Source organism: Saccharopolyspora aridisoli (assembly GCF_004348445.1).
GTDB lineage: Bacteria > Actinomycetota > Actinomycetes > Mycobacteriales > Pseudonocardiaceae > Saccharopolyspora > Saccharopolyspora aridisoli.
Genome location: NZ_SMKV01000012.1, coordinates 76,321 through 89,883, shown reverse-complemented (window position 1 = coordinate 89,883; position 13,563 = coordinate 76,321). Strand labels below are relative to the sequence as shown.

Genomic DNA, 13,563 nt, shown 5'->3' with positions numbered 1-13,563 from the left:
AGCTGTGAGCGCGACGATTCTCGACGGTAAGGCCACCAAGGACGCGATCTTCGAGGAGCTGCGACCCCGCGTCGCCCGGCTCGTCGAGCGAGGTCAGGCCCCGGGCTTGGCAACGTTGCTGGTTGGAGACGACCCGGGTTCGCACTCCTACGTGCGCGCCAAGCACAACGACTGCGCGAAGGTCGGCATCAAGTCGATCCGCAAGGACCTGCCCGCCGACGTCAGCCAGGCTGACGTCGAGGCGGTGATCGACGAACTCAACGCCGATCCCGAGTGCACCGGCTACATCGTGCAGCTGCCGCTGCCCAAGCACCTCGACGCCGGACCGCTGCTGGAGCGCATGGCACCGGCCAAGGACGCCGACGGCCTGCACCCGATCAGCCTCGGCCGGCTGGTGCTGGGCGAGGAAGCTCCGCTGCCGTGCACCCCGCGCGGCATCATCGAGCTGCTGCGCCGTCATGACGTCGAGCTCAACGGGGCGCGCGTGGCGGTCGTCGGTCGCGGCATCACGGTCGGCCGTCCGATCGGCCTGCTGCTGACCCGCCGCAGCGAGAACTCCACGGTGACCCTGTGCCACACCGGCACCAAGGACGTGGCTGCCGAGATCTCCCGAGCGGATGTGGTGGTCGCGGCCGCTGGCGTGCCGAACCTGATCACCGGGGACATGGTCAAGCCGGGCGCGGCCGTGCTCGACGTGGGCGTCACGCGCACCGAGAACGGGCTGGCCGGCGACGTGCACCCGGACGTCGCCGAGGTCGCCGGTTTCCTGTCGCCGAACCCCGGCGGCGTCGGCCCGATGACCCGCGCGATGCTGCTGACCAACGTCGTCGAGGCGGCCGAGCGCAACCTGGGCTGAGTTCGGCGCGGGGACTGGAGGAACGTGAGCGACTGGATCCCGGACAAGTACCGCCTGTCCGTCCACGTGCCGTTCGGCCTGGTGTGCGGCATCGGGCTGATCGGTTTTCTGCTGGTGGCCCTGCAGCACTGGCGTCGCGGCACGGTCGTGCTCGGTTTGGCGCTGCTGGTGGCGGCGGGGCTGCGCGCGATGGTTCCTGACGAGCGCGCCGGGCTGCTGGCCATCCGCACCCGCGCGGTGGACATGCTGCTCTACAGCGGTTTCGGCGTGGTCATCATCTCCATCGCCATGACCATCCGAGGCCTGTTCGGCTGACGAGCACCCTCACAAGGCAGGCGCCCCAACAGGGACGCCTGCCTTCTCACGTCACCAACAGGCAGTCCACACCAGACCGGAAACCCAACACGACCACGGCGACCCCCACGAACTCGAACCCCGCAACACCAGTGGCCCTGAATGCCGCAGTGGTCGGAGCCCTGAACACCGCCGTCATCCGGGGTCTGAGACTGCGGTGAACGGGGAGCTGGACCCGGAACCGGGTCATCGTCGTTGGTGGGGTTGGTCAGTCCCACCAGAAGGACCAGGTGCGGCGGCCGCGGATCTCTCCTGCGTAGGCCGTGATCGAGCCGGTCTCCTGCAGGATCCGGTCGGGGCAGAAGGTCCAGTGCTCGGCGGCGACCTGGGCGGCGTGCTCGGCCGTCAGCGGCGGGGCGGCGACGCTCATGTCCAGGCGGTCCGGGCCGAGCCGCAGGATGCGGGCGCCGAAGCGCTCCTCCCAGCTGCGCACCATCGCCGACAGCCCGGCGGTGCGCGAGACGTGGTTGGCGGCACCGGACCAGCCGAGCACCGTCAGCACGTCGGCGCCGCGCTTGACCGGTACCAAGGCCAGCCGGGTGTCGGCGTCGACGAGCTTCGGGAGTTGCTGGTTGGCCAGCACGTCCGGGTCTGCCAACAGGTTTCCGGCCTTGGCGGGGCCCGGGCATGTGTAGTCGAAGGGCGCTAGGACCTCGAGGTCGTAGGCGGGGCCGAGTTCGTCGTCGGTCTGCACCAAGCCGTCCCAGATCCGGACCATGACGTCGTAGACGCGCCAGCGGTCGATGTGCTCCAGCGGCTCGGGGGCGGTCACTCCGACGGTGCAGCGCTCGCCGAAGGTCTCGTCGCTGTCGCACAGCAGCAGCGGCCACAGCCCGCTGCGCCGGTGCTCGGCCCGCAGCGCAGCGGCCAGTTGGGGTCTCGGGGTGTCCAGGCTGACCCAGCACAGCGGTGTCGGGTAGGCGGCCATCGACATCCGCTCGGTGAGGATCTCGCCAGGTGGCAGCTCCGTGGAAAGCCCTGAACCGATGCCGAAAACCGCAGGAAGATCGGCCGGTGCCCCCGCGTCCCGGTCGTCTTGCAACACTTCACAGCCTCCTCGCGATTCCCGTTGCAACCACCTTAAGGACGCGTGATGTCTCCTGGGAGCCCGGGATGGTGCAAACCGGCTAACATTTCGGGTTCTCCGCACGCCGGGTGCCGGCAGCAGCACGATGCGGCCTGTCTTCTTGCCGGAGAGGTGCAGGTCCAGCGCCTGCTCGGGGTCCTGAAGCGCTACCCGTTCGGCGATGAGCGGCAGGCTCGACGGCCCGAGCGGGTCGAGGACGGCGTCGGCCGGGCGCGAGTTCGCTCACGCGTGCCTCGACGTCCTCCGCGCGGTGATGGATCAACTCCGAGGGCGGCCAGGTCGGCGTCGGACCCCGTCGGCGACGCCCAGCCGCGCGAGCACGTCCCATGACTCCGCCGCCGTTCCCGTGCACCGGCACCGTTCGTCCTCTTCGGACGTTCGCGGCGCGCAGCAGCTGGCGCGCGGTGACTCCGTTGGTCGCCAGTGGCACCGCTTCGGCCGCGTCGATGCCCGCGGGCCCTCGACCAGGTCACGGTCACAGCCTCCACGTGATCGGCCCACGCGCCGGTGCGCGGCATGGTTGCACGATCCGCCAGGAGCTCTCCGCGCGGCCGGTGACCTCGTCGAGTCCGGTGAGCACGAGCCGGTGCAAGCGGAGACCCTTCGGCCTCGCCGACCGCGCGTTCCGGCCGATCCTGGACGCCCTCGCCGAACTGTCGCCGGAGGCGGCGCCGAACGGCGGGCTGGACCGGCAGTTGGTGGCCTGGCGCGAGCGGTGCGGCGGTCCGCGGCCGCCGGTCCCGGCGTTGCCCAAGGCGGTCCGCGCCTGCACGGCGTGCTGAGTCTTGAGGTGACCGGTCAGTTCGCCGGAACGGGGTTTGGGCCCGGAACCGCTGTTCCGGGCCGAGGTGGGTTCGGTCCTCGCCGAACCGTGGGAGTGAGGCCGGTCGCTGGCGCGACCGGCCGTGCTACTCCCCTCGGCGAGGGGAAGGGGCTTCGACCACGCAGTCGGAACCCGGGAACACCAGGCCGACGTGTCCGTCGGTGTAGCGGACCTTGTACGGCGGTTCGCCGTCCGGTCCGAGCACCTCCAGGATCTCCCCGTACTTCTCGGCCTCGTCGACGTGCTTGCTGTGCACGTGAAGCTGGTCGCCCACGACTGCTCTCATCGCACATCACCTCCGCCACCCCAGGCTAAGTGACGTGCGACAAGCTCCGCATGGTCGTCAGCCGGCCAGGCGGGAACAGGTCGTGGTGACGGTCTGGTACTTCTCCAGCTGAGCGGAGGTCCACTCGGCGCTGGCCTCGATGTCGATCTTGCCGTCGGCCACCTGCTGGACCGACTCCTGCACGTCGAGGAGGTTCTGCTTCAGCGTTTCGTCCGCGGTCTGGTCGGCGAGCTGCTGGAGCTCGGTGACCTTGGCCTGCGCGTCGGCCTGAGCCTTCTGCGGGTCGGCGAAGTTCGGCACGAAGTTCGCGGCGTTGATCGCCTGCAGGCACGCCTGCGCGGTGTCCAGGTTCTGCTGAGCGCCCTGGAGCTGCTGGTTGGCTTGTTGCAGTCCCTGTTGGGCCTCCTGGATCTCGCCGCACGCGGCGAGGCCGGCCAGCAGTGGCAGCGACACGACCGCCGCTGCGATCCGCATTCGAGCTCGCATCTTCCCTCCGGGGACAAGGAGCAGTGCCCACATGGCACCGCAGGTGAACCTTATCGGTCAGGCCAGAGGGATTGTGCCGTTTGTCTTGTTTTGCGTGCTAATGGTCTAAACCCTACTCCGGGTGGCTCAAGGGCTTGCCTCGATCCAGGCCATCAAGCCAGGTGGCAGGTCCAGTCCGGCCAGCCACGGGGCCACGCCGAGGCGGTAGAGCACCACGCAGGTCATCGCTGCCGCCGCGAGGGTCAGGCCGGGTCCGATGATGGCGAGCTCGACGGCGCCGCCGGTGCGCATGCGCAGCTTCTTCGGCGGTGCGACCGGGTACCAGGTCTTACCGCCCAGCGGCACCGGCCACAGCATCGGGCAACCCTGCTCGGTGATCGCGTCGCCGATGAAGTGGGCGACGCAGCCGATCATCACGGCGAGCCCGAACGCCGCGGCGTCGGTTGGCTGGTCGCCCGCCCAGGCCCAGCAAGCCACCGTGAGCAGCAACGACATGACCGCGATGAGCAGCGCGTCCTGCCGCGAGCTCCACGTGTGCATGAGCCCGCGCACCGCTAGTCCGGCGAAGAAGAACATCAGCACGCCGAGCGCGCTGCCCTCGCTGGTCTGCACGATCGCGGTGGTGATCAGCCCGGCGAGGACGGCGAAGACGACTGTGTGCGTGAAGCCGCGGTGGGTGCCCTCGCGGTCGCTGTCCTTCTTGGTGCGGGTCAGCCGGTACAGGAAGCCGCTGAAGCTGCTGATGCCCGCGGAGAAGCCCTTGGATATGGCGCCGAAGGTGGCGGCGACGGTGGACGACGGGTGATCGATGTCGGGCAGCAGAGCGGCGCCTGCGGAGAGAGTGGCTCCGACCACCCAGGTCTTGGGGGATAATTGCCCTATCGCGTGCGTGTCGGCCAGGGCGGTCACCGCTGCCCATGCGGCCAACCCGCTCATCGCGTGCGTCGGTCCTGTCGCCATGTCTCTCCTGCATCGCCTGCCGTGCCGAACACCTGCTCGACAAGATCACTCGTCGAGTTCGAGAGTAGAGAAGATCGCGGTGCGATTCGGCATTGCCCGGGGAGTGGCAGCTGTGAATCTGGCTTCGGATGTGCCGTGACCCTGGTGGCGGCCGACGGGGGCAAGGCACAATCGAAGGCGCTAGCAGTACGCTTGTACCGCTTGCATTCTCGCGAGAGGAGCACCCCGCCACATGAGCAAGATCAAGGTCCAGGGCACGGTCGCCGAACTGGACGGCGACGAGATGACCCGGATCATCTGGTCCTTCATCAAGGACAAGCTGATCCACCCCTACCTGGACATCAACCTCGACTACTACGACCTCGGCATCGAGCACCGGGATGCGACCGACGACCAGGTGACCGTCGACGCGGCGAACGCCATCGCCAAGCACGGCGTAGGCGTCAAGTGCGCCACCATCACGCCTGACGAGGCGCGCGTGGAGGAGTTCGGCCTGAAGAAGATGTGGCGGAGCCCGAACGGGACCGTCCGCAACATCCTCGGTGGCGTCATCTTCCGCGAGCCGATCGTCATCTCCAACATCCCGCGGTACGTGCCGACCTGGACCAAGCCGATCGTCATCGGCCGTCACGCCCACGGCGACCAGTACAAGGCCAGCGACTTCAAGGTCCCGGGCCCGGGCACCGTCACCATCACCTACACCCCCGAAGACGGCTCCGAGCCGATCGAGATGGAGGTGGCCAAGTTCGGTGAAGACGGTGGCGTGGCCATGGCCATGTACAACTACCGCAAGTCGATCGAGGAGTTCGCGCACGCGTCCTTCCGGTACGGCCTGGAACGCGGTTACCCGGTCTACATGTCGACCAAGAACACGATCCTGAAGGCCTACGACGGCATGTTCAAGGAAGTGTTCGAGGAGGTCTTCGAGGCCGAGTACAAGGCCCAGTTCGACGCCAAGGGCATCACCTACGAGCACCGGCTGATCGACGACATGGTCGCCACCGCCCTGAAGTGGGAGGGCGGCTACGTCTGGGCCTGCAAGAACTACGACGGTGACGTGCAGTCGGACACCGTCGCGCAGGGCTTCGGCTCCCTGGGTCTGATGACCTCGGTGCTGATGACCGCTGACGGCAAGGTGGAGGCCGAGGCCGCGCACGGCACGGTGACCCGCCACTACCGCCAGCACCAGCAGGGCAAGCCCACCTCGACCAACCCGATCGCGTCGATCTACGCCTGGACCCGCGGCCTGCAGGCCCGCGGCAAGATGGACTCGACCCCGGAGGTCATCGGCTTCGCCAACGCGCTGGAGCAGGTCATCGTCGAGACCGTCGAGAGCGGCAAGATGACCAAGGACCTGGCCCTGCTGGTCGGCAACGACCAGCCGTTCCAGACCACCGAGGAGTTCCTCGCGACGTTGGACGAGAACCTGCAGAAGAAGATGGCCGACCGCTGATCTTCGGCTGACGCGAAGCGCCGCTACCACCCCGGGTGGAGCGGCGTTTTTGCGTTCCAGGCGCTCGTCCCCGGGCAGTTCTGGTCCGAACCGTCCATGGTCGGTGGGCGTTGTGCGTGGTCAGTTCGGAGCAGAACTGACCACCCCCGACGGGGAAGCGCCCTCGTGGGGGGTAGGACGGCCCTCGGGTTCCTCGCCTCGCCGCCGGGCGGCGTCGGCGTGCCGCGAAGGCCAGGGGTGGGTGCGAACGGCCGGAACCCGCTGGGCTACACTCTTCACCGCTGGCGGAGAGATCCGCCGAGCGCGATTAGCTCAGTGGGAGAGCGCTACCTTGACACGGTAGAGGTCACTGGTTCAATCCCAGTATCGCGCACCACTTCTCCGCGCACGCGGTTCAGTCCCCCGTTGGTGATCGTTGCCGACGGGGGATTTTCGCGTGCGAGCACCTCACGACCGCGCCGCCGTCCGAGTTGCCCAGGGGTCACGCGAGTTCTGCGTCTGGGAGGTCGAGTTCTGTTGCTGCTGCGTAGAAAGCGCTGAGGCCGGTGAGCAGCGCGGTGCGGCTGCGTGGGGGCATGGCGTTGAGGACCTGCTTGAGGTCGGTTTGGCGCTCCCGCTGGAACTGGCGTAGGAGGCGGCGGCCGTCCCGGGAGAGCTGGAGCACGACTTCGCGCCGGTCATCGGCGCTGGCGGCGCGGTCGAGTAGACCGGCGGCTTGGAGCCGGTCGCACACCCGGCTCGTCACGGACGGGATGGAGCCCAGCTCGTCGGCGAGGCTCATGAGGGTGGTGGAGCCGTGGCGATCCACGACGACGAGCGCCCGCAGTTGGGACGGTGAGACCTTCGGCTTGATCCGTTCGGCGCTGCGTCCCCAGACGACCATGAGAACCCCGATGGCGGCCTCGAGGTCGTCGAGGGATTCCGTGGACAGGGGATCGGGTTCGCGCACCGGGGGAGCCTCCTCGCCGGGTGTATCAAGTCCGCGCACTGCGATACCGGAGGTATTCTGGCACGCCGGGAGCCGAGAACCTCCGCGGTGGAGCGGATTTGGGCGAAGCCGCCAGACATGGCGATCGTCGCGGCACGTCTGGTCTCCCTCGATCGCGCGATGCACAGCGCCGCTCACGAGCTGCCGGAAACGTTGCTGGCACTGCTGGGAAGGCCTTCGAAGTCGCAAGGACTGGAGATCTACTGGCCGACCTGCGCCTCGCCGTCCTGGACCGGTGATCGAGCCGGGAGGTCCGGAACTCCTCGCGCTGCCCGCGAACTGGGCCCCGACCAGTGGCACTGATCCGTTCCCGCGCGACGAGGTGCCGGAGGGCAGGCGTTCTCCGCGAGTTTGCTTGCCATGGGGCAAGCGATCGCTAAGATCACGTGGTCGCAAACTTGACCGGGTCGAGGCCGCAACGGTCGGCTGGCTGCGGACGCCGACGCGAGGAAGGACGACCGGATGTCCCTCGGGCAGCGGGTTGCCGGAGCTCTCGACGACGAGGCTCCGCACGACACCACCGGCAAGACGCCGGCGGCGAGCGTCCAGGTGACGTTCCCGCGGCCGGACGCTGTCGTCGCCACCGTCAGCGCACCCGTGGACCGCGACGCGGTCGACCAGCTCGAGACCATGCTCTGGCCGCAGCCGACGTCAACGGCGCGGCTGCTCGTCGTGGACCTCACCGACGCGCACGTGCTCGACGTTCCGGACCTGCAACTGCTCACCCACGCCCACATGCTGGCCCACGCTCGCGGTGGGGCGCTGCACGTCGTCGTCGGCGGCGAGGCGGTCCAGGACGCGCTGCACGCTGCCGGACTCCACGCCCTGCTGGAATGCCACTCCACCGTCCAGGACGCCCTCGCCGCGACAACGACGAGCACCGACGCCGAGGGGTGACCTGAGGTGAGGGATGCGGGTCCTCGGTGGCCTGCAGATGCTCAGCTGGATTCAGAGGTCCCAGGACTGACATGCAGAGAATGGCTCCGCGGCAGGCGTCGGATCGTGATCACCGGCATCTACCACCACATTCCCCGCTGGAGTTTGCTCGCCACGTGGCGATCGTCCTGCCCGCGCGCTCTTGACGTGGCCGCCCTGATGGGCCTGGACCACCTGAATGTTCCGCGAGGTCGCGTCGTCCCGTGAATGCCCGTACTCGTGGGCGGATCGCGGCCGCCTCCTGCCTCGGCCCCGCGAGGTTCGGCTTCGGCGGTGGTATACATGCCGCGTGGCGGATGGGTCTGCGAGCGAGGCGTACGGACGGCGAGCGGATGAGTACATCGCGCTCCTCGGTGACATCGATGCGACCGCTTCTCCCGATCGCGAGCTGATCGCCGGGTGGGCTCGCGATCAACCAGAGGGACCGATCCTCGACGTGGGGTGCGGGCCGGGGCACTGGACGAACTGGCTGCACGAGCAGGGCCTGGACGTCGCAGGTGTCGATCCGACACCGGAATTCGTCGACGCTGCCCGGAAGCGCTTCCCGGAGGTCTCGTTCCGGGACGGCTTCGCCGAACAGCTCGACGTCGCGGACTCCAGCCTGGCCGGGATCCTCGCGTGGTACTCCCTGATCCACGTGCGGCCGGATCGCATCTCCGCCGCGCTCGCCGAGTTCGCCCGGGTCGTAGAACCCGGCGGCGGACTCCTCGTCGGCTTCGTCCGCGGACCGGAGCTCGAACCTTTCGACCACGCGGTGACCACCGCGTACTCCTGGCCGGTCGACCAGCTCAGCCGCATGCTCGGGTCAGCCGGTTTCGCCGTCTCGGTCCACGACACCCGCGACGACCCCGGTGCCAGGCCGCACGGCGCGATCGTGGCCTCCCGCGTCGGCTGAACGGCCCGCGCTCCGAGGCTCAACCCAGGAGGCACCCCATTCCTGCGATTCCGTTGAACCGGATCGACACCTCCCACAGGCGCTTCGCCGCTTCTGCGTCGCCGGCCTGCGCGCTGCGGCCGAGCTGTCGGCGACGAGGCGCCAACCATGAACGCCGCGGCGGGGCCGACCGTCCCGGATCGAGCGAGCGGCTGGCACTCGATGTCCTGCACCGCGCGGTGATGGCGGAACGCCCGCGATCGCGACCAGTCTCGCGCGGCAACTGCCCGGAAGGCCGGCGTTGGGCCGAACGGAGCAGCAGGAGGACCAAGTCGGCGAACCATGTTTCGTTCCGATCAATGTTCTGTTAAAAACAGTACAAGCGTCCTGTTACTCCTACTGCTGAGGAGCCTCGCCCGTGAGCCGAGACCCGAACGGACTAGAGCTGACGGCCGACGTCTTCGGTGCCATCCAGGTCCGCGACGGGCACCAGCCCGAGTTCGGTCAAGCCGTCTACGAGGTCCTGGAGTCGCTGGAGCCCGCGCTCGCGCGGCACCCCGAGTACCTGCGGTCCGGTGTGCTGGAGCGGTTGTGCGAACCCGAGCGGCAGATCATCTTCCGGGTTCCGTGGACCGATGACGCGGGCGAGGTCAGGGTCAACCGCGGTTTCCGCGTCGAGTTCAACTCCGCGCTCGGGCCGTACAAGGGCGGGCTCCGGTTCCACCCCTCGGTCAACATCGGCGTGATCAAGTTCCTCGGGTTCGAGCAGATCTTCAAGAACGCGCTCACCGGGCTTCCGCTCGGAGGTGGCAAAGGCGGCTCGGACTTCGACCCCAAGGGCAAGTCCGACGCCGAGATCATGCGGTTCTGCCAGTCGTTCATGACCGAGCTGCACCGCCACATCGGCGAGTACACCGACGTGCCCGCGGGCGACATCGGTGTCGGACGCCGCGAGATCGGGTACCTGTTCGGCCAGTACAAGCGCATCACCAACCGCTACGAGTCGGGCGTGCTCACCGGCAAGGGGCTCAACTGGGGCGGCTCGCAGGTGCGGACCGAAGCGACCGGCTACGGCACGGTCTACTTCGTCGAGGAGATGCTGCGCGCTCGCGGTGAGGGCTTCGACGGTCGTCGCGTCGTGGTGTCCGGCTCGGGCAACGTCGCGATCTACGCCGCCAGGAAGGCCGAGGAGCTCGGCGGCACCGTCGTTGCGATGTCCGATTCCGGTGGCTACGTCGTCGATGAGAACGGCATCGACATCGAAGCGGTCCGGGAGCTCAAGGAAGTCCGCTTCGGCCGTCTCAAGGAGTACGCCGAGGACCACGAGCACGCCCGGTTCGTAGCGGGCGGCTCGATCTGGGACGTGCCCTGCGCGATCGCGCTGCCCTGCGCCACCCAGAACGAGCTCGACGACGAGGCCGCGCTCGCGCTGGTGCGCAACGGCGTCGTCGCGGTCGGCGAGGGCGCGAACATGCCGACCACCCCCGGCGCGGTGAAGGTCTTCCTCGACGCCGGGACCGCCTTCGGGCCCGGCAAGGCGGCCAACGCCGGTGGCGTGGCCACCTCGGGCCTGGAGATGCAGCAGAACGCGTCCCGCGACTCGTGGCACTTCGACTACACCGACGCGCGGCTGTCGGAGATCATGGCCGACATCCACAACGGCTGCCTGGCCACCGCCGAAGCCTACGGAGCCCCGGGCAACTACGTCTTGGGCGCCAACATCACCGGATTCACCAAGGTCGCCGACACGATGCTCGACCTCGGCGTCATCTGAGGTTCCTCCGGGCGTGTCCGCGAGGCGTTCGAGCACCGCGTCGCGGAGAATCACGATCAGGACCGTGACGCCGGGGCCCTCCCGCGCATCGAACCGTTCGTGATCACCGCACCAGGACCAAGCGCCCGGAGGAGGGAGTCGTGCCGCGCAGCGCCTTCCAGCGGCTTCGACACCCGCGCGACCCGAGGCTGCGAGGCCTGATCAGGCTGGCCTCCCGCACCGCGGAGGCCAGCGGCCGCTACCGGCTGATGGGCCTTGCCGGCGAAGCCGCGTTCTTCACGCTCACCTCGCTCCCGCCGGTCCTGCTGAGCGTCGTCGGCACCCTCGGGTACCTCGCCGGATGGCTCGGCCGCGAGGACACGGTCGCGGCGGTGGAGAACACCTTGGTGGATGCTGCCGGAACGGTCTTGTCCCCGCAGGCCATCGACCAGCTGCTGCGGCCGGTGCTGCTCGAAGTGCTCGGATCGGGCCGCGCCGGGATCATCTCGATCGGTTTCGTGCTCGCGCTGTGGTCGGGATCGGCGGCGCTGAACGTCTACATCGACACGATCTCGGTGGTCTACGGGCTGGGCGGGCAGCGCGGCATGGTGCGGCAGCGGTTGATGTCGGTGCTGTTCTACGTGGTGGGTCTGCTGGTGGTGCTGATCCTGCTGCCGCTGCTGGCGGTCGGACCGTCGGTGATCGCCGGGTGGGTCCCGCAGGCGGCGGGGCTGGTGTACGGGCTGTACTGGCCGCTCATCGTGCTCGGCTCGATCGCGTCGTTGAGCACCCTGTACATGGTCTCGGTCCCGATCCGCGCGCCCTGGCGCGAGCACATCCCGGGCGCCGCGGTGGCGCTGCTGGTGTGGCTGGCGGGCAGCTTCGGACTGCGGATCTACCTGGAGGTGAGCCTGCAGAACTCGCCGGTCTACGGCGCGCTGGCAGCCCCGATGGGCGTGCTGCTGTGGCTGTACGTCACGGCGTTCGCGGTGCTGCTGGGCGCTGTGGTCAACGCCGAGCTCGACACCGTCCAGCCGTCCCGGGTGATCGCCACGGCCCGCCGCGCCAACCGCGATGACGGGTCCGCGTCGTGATCTCGCGGGGCCGCGATCACCGGACTCACCGCGTGGACGCGCCGTGTTCTCGCCGTTCGAGGATCGAGAGAATATCCCTTGGGGGAACGAGGACGAACCTCTTGGTCCCCTGGTGCTATCCCGCGGCAGGTTCCCGCCAGGGCGTTGACCGGGTGGGGGTGGGGGTGTGTGCTCGTGGTCGAGGTGATCAACGATGCGCACTCACCGATCTCGCCGCGCGGCGGGGCTTCTCGGGCTCGTGCTGGCCGCGGCGGTCTCGCTGCCCGCGACGGCGTCGGCCGCCGAGCCGTGGAACGGGGATTTCGGCGACTTCCCGGCCGATTCCTGGTCGCAGCAGTGGGGTGTGGTCGATGACGGGCAGTTCGGGTTCGACCGGATGTCCGGCCAGGACGGGGCCGTGGACGTGTTCTACGGCAAGGGTTCGTCCGCACCGTCCTGCGAGGACTGCCCCAGTGAAGGCGGCGGCCAGTTCTACAGCGACTTCACCGCTGCCGGGCGCGGCGATCTCGCGGAGGCGCGCGGCCTCCAGCTGACCTACCAGGTCCGGTTCCCGGCGGACTGGGACTTCGGCAAGGGCGGCAAGCTTCCCGGCCTCTACGGCGGAACGCCCGGCGAGGCCGGGGGTGGCCACCACGGTCAGGCGTGGTCGACGCGGTTCATGTGGCGAAACGACCACGGTCCCGGCGCGCGCAGCGCCGACGGCGAGGTCTACGTCTACGACCCGTCCATGGGCGACGGCTACGGCGAGGACGTCGGTCGCGGTGCCTGGCAGTGGCAGGCCGACGACCAGTGGCACACCGTGCAGCAGACCGTCGACCGCGACAGCGGGCGCATCGTGGTGAGCATCGACGGCCAGCAGGTGCTCGACGAGCGGGGGATCCAGCAGATCTCCGACATCCCGTTCGCCGGCATCTTCTTCTCCACCTTCTTCGGCGGCCACGCCACGGAGTGGGGCCCGAGCCACGACGTGCACGCCCAGTTCCGCGATTTCCACGTCAGCACGCCTTGACGGGGTAGCGAGCGGGTGGCGTTGCGCGAACTCGCCGACGCCCCCGCGACCGGAGTCGCTGAGCGTGCCATCGTGAGCGGACAGGAACGGGCGGCCCGGGTGAAGCACAGGCGAAGCGACGCGCGCTGTGGGCGGCGGTGACCGCGGGGCTGCTGCTCAGCGCCGCTCCCGCTCACGCGGCGGAGGACCCGGATACCGCGGTGCAGCGGATGTTCGAGATAGCCGCGGCTGAGTCCGGCCTTCCCGCAACTCTTCTGATGGCCGAAGGCCCGAACAACCACGTGGTCGTCAGCGGAGCCGAGCAGTACGTGCGGACCTCCTACAACCGCCGCTGGGTTCACGTGGAGCGGAGGGACATCAACCCGGTCGCGTGACCCGCGCACTGGCTGCGGCGAGCCCGATCAGCACGGTCCCGACCAGCACGGTCGCGAAATCGCCCGGTGCGGCCAGCACCAGGGACCCGGCGATGCTCACCGAACACCCCGCGAGGGTGTCGAGCATCAGCGCGCGCACCCTCGACGTCCTCCGGCGGGCCTGCCGCAACGCGTAGTCGTCGAACCGCTCCACCTCGTCCACGTTCCCCTCGGCCACGACCAACCCCTCC

General features: G+C 68.9%; 17 protein-coding genes and 1 tRNA gene. 12 read left to right on the top strand and 6 right to left on the bottom strand.

The window, feature by feature from the left end:
- The first annotated feature begins 4 nt into the window (after positions 1-4).
- Together E1161_RS12190 and E1161_RS12185 are read left to right on the top strand one after the other, a co-directional pair.
- Positions 5-856, top strand: coding sequence for a bifunctional methylenetetrahydrofolate dehydrogenase/methenyltetrahydrofolate cyclohydrolase (locus E1161_RS12190; RefSeq protein WP_132622728.1), 852 nt, complete (start codon positions 5-7; stop codon positions 854-856).
- A gap of 24 nt (positions 857-880) precedes the next feature.
- Positions 881-1,171, top strand: coding sequence for a DUF3017 domain-containing protein (locus tag E1161_RS12185; protein ID WP_235874971.1), 291 nt, complete (start codon positions 881-883; stop codon positions 1,169-1,171).
- Positions 1,172-1,418: 247 nt separating this feature from the next.
- Here E1161_RS12185 and E1161_RS12180 read toward each other — a convergent pair whose 3' ends face one another.
- Complete coding sequence (locus E1161_RS12180; RefSeq protein WP_235874970.1) at positions 1,419-2,255, bottom strand: DUF4253 domain-containing protein; 837 nt, start codon at positions 2,253-2,255, stop codon at positions 1,419-1,421.
- 530 nt (positions 2,256-2,785) lie between these two features.
- Here E1161_RS12180 and E1161_RS12175 point away from each other — a divergent pair.
- A complete protein-coding gene (locus tag E1161_RS12175; RefSeq protein WP_132622726.1) occupies positions 2,786-3,079 on the top strand; it encodes a hypothetical protein in 294 nt (97 codons plus the stop codon).
- A 126-nt stretch (positions 3,080-3,205) separates the two neighbouring features.
- On the opposite strand, the gene E1161_RS12170 is transcribed toward E1161_RS12175, so the two are convergent.
- From E1161_RS12170 to E1161_RS12160, 3 genes are all read right to left on the bottom strand, one after another.
- Positions 3,206-3,406 (bottom strand): DUF1918 domain-containing protein, encoded by a 201-nt coding sequence (locus E1161_RS12170; RefSeq protein ID WP_132622724.1) that lies wholly within the window; start codon positions 3,404-3,406, stop codon positions 3,206-3,208.
- Positions 3,407-3,463: 57 nt separating this feature from the next.
- The gene (locus tag E1161_RS12165; RefSeq protein ID WP_235874969.1) at positions 3,464-3,892 is read right to left on the bottom strand and encodes a hypothetical protein; all 429 of its coding nucleotides are present in this window, start codon (positions 3,890-3,892) and stop codon (positions 3,464-3,466) included.
- 126 nt (positions 3,893-4,018) lie between these two features.
- Positions 4,019-4,852: a metal-dependent hydrolase gene (locus E1161_RS12160; RefSeq protein WP_132622722.1), complete on the bottom strand. Its 834-nt coding sequence runs from the start codon at positions 4,850-4,852 to the stop codon at positions 4,019-4,021.
- 232 nt (positions 4,853-5,084) lie between these two features.
- Between E1161_RS12160 and E1161_RS12155 the strand changes: the two genes are divergently transcribed.
- Both E1161_RS12155 and E1161_RS12150 read left to right on the top strand, forming a co-directional pair.
- Positions 5,085-6,305, top strand: a complete 1,221-nt coding sequence (locus tag E1161_RS12155; protein WP_132622720.1) for an NADP-dependent isocitrate dehydrogenase — start codon at positions 5,085-5,087, stop codon at positions 6,303-6,305.
- 301 nt (positions 6,306-6,606) lie between these two features.
- Positions 6,607-6,681 (top strand) — tRNA-Val (locus E1161_RS12150).
- 105 nt (positions 6,682-6,786) lie between these two features.
- Here the strand turns inward: E1161_RS12150 and E1161_RS12145 are convergent.
- A complete protein-coding gene (locus E1161_RS12145; protein ID WP_132622718.1) occupies positions 6,787-7,254 on the bottom strand; it encodes a MarR family winged helix-turn-helix transcriptional regulator in 468 nt (155 codons plus the stop codon).
- A 117-nt stretch (positions 7,255-7,371) separates the two neighbouring features.
- Between E1161_RS12145 and E1161_RS12140 the strand changes: the two genes are divergently transcribed.
- The 7 genes from E1161_RS12140 (at position 7,372) to E1161_RS12110 (ending at position 13,333) form a co-directional block, all read left to right on the top strand.
- Complete coding sequence (locus E1161_RS12140; protein WP_132622716.1) at positions 7,372-7,596, top strand: hypothetical protein; 225 nt, start codon at positions 7,372-7,374, stop codon at positions 7,594-7,596.
- A 159-nt stretch (positions 7,597-7,755) separates the two neighbouring features.
- Positions 7,756-8,190, top strand: a complete 435-nt coding sequence (locus E1161_RS12135; protein ID WP_132622714.1) for an STAS domain-containing protein — start codon at positions 7,756-7,758, stop codon at positions 8,188-8,190.
- A gap of 328 nt (positions 8,191-8,518) precedes the next feature.
- Positions 8,519-9,124 carry a class I SAM-dependent methyltransferase gene (locus tag E1161_RS12130; protein ID WP_207920199.1) on the top strand — a complete coding sequence of 202 codons (606 nt, stop codon included), beginning with the start codon at positions 8,519-8,521 and terminating at the stop codon, positions 9,122-9,124.
- A 424-nt stretch (positions 9,125-9,548) separates the two neighbouring features.
- The gene (gene gdhA / locus E1161_RS12125) at positions 9,549-10,877 is read left to right on the top strand and encodes an NADP-specific glutamate dehydrogenase (protein WP_132622860.1); all 1,329 of its coding nucleotides are present in this window, start codon (positions 9,549-9,551) and stop codon (positions 10,875-10,877) included.
- Between the two features lie 140 nt (positions 10,878-11,017).
- Positions 11,018-11,950 carry a YihY/virulence factor BrkB family protein gene (locus tag E1161_RS12120; protein ID WP_235874967.1) on the top strand — a complete coding sequence of 311 codons (933 nt, stop codon included), beginning with the start codon at positions 11,018-11,020 and terminating at the stop codon, positions 11,948-11,950.
- A 193-nt stretch (positions 11,951-12,143) separates the two neighbouring features.
- Positions 12,144-12,959 carry a polysaccharide lyase gene (locus E1161_RS12115; RefSeq protein WP_235874966.1) on the top strand — a complete coding sequence of 272 codons (816 nt, stop codon included), beginning with the start codon at positions 12,144-12,146 and terminating at the stop codon, positions 12,957-12,959.
- A 137-nt stretch (positions 12,960-13,096) separates the two neighbouring features.
- Positions 13,097-13,333 (top strand): hypothetical protein, encoded by a 237-nt coding sequence (locus E1161_RS12110; protein WP_132622710.1) that lies wholly within the window; start codon positions 13,097-13,099, stop codon positions 13,331-13,333.
- Here E1161_RS12110 and E1161_RS12105 read toward each other — a convergent pair.
- Entirely contained in the window at positions 13,317-13,550 is a 234-nt protein-coding gene (locus tag E1161_RS12105; RefSeq protein WP_132622708.1) for a hypothetical protein, read from the bottom strand. The genes E1161_RS12110 and E1161_RS12105 overlap by 17 nt on opposite strands.
- Positions 13,551-13,563: the final 13 nt, after the last annotated feature.

Coding starts and splice junctions, on each gene's coding strand:
- E1161_RS12170 (WP_132622724.1), bottom strand. CDS start 3,406: ATGAGAGCAGTCGTGGGCGACCAGCTTCACGTGCACAGCAAGCACGTC.
- E1161_RS12165 (WP_235874969.1), bottom strand. CDS start 3,892: ATGCGAGCTCGAATGCGGATCGCAGCGGCGGTCGTGTCGCTGCCACTG.
- E1161_RS12160 (WP_132622722.1), bottom strand. CDS start 4,852: ATGGCGACAGGACCGACGCACGCGATGAGCGGGTTGGCCGCATGGGCA.
- E1161_RS12155 (WP_132622720.1), top strand. CDS start 5,085: ATGAGCAAGATCAAGGTCCAGGGCACGGTCGCCGAACTGGACGGCGAC.
- E1161_RS12140 (WP_132622716.1), top strand. CDS start 7,372: ATGGCGATCGTCGCGGCACGTCTGGTCTCCCTCGATCGCGCGATGCAC.
- E1161_RS12135 (WP_132622714.1), top strand. CDS start 7,756: ATGTCCCTCGGGCAGCGGGTTGCCGGAGCTCTCGACGACGAGGCTCCG.
- E1161_RS12115 (WP_235874966.1), top strand. CDS start 12,144: ATGCGCACTCACCGATCTCGCCGCGCGGCGGGGCTTCTCGGGCTCGTG.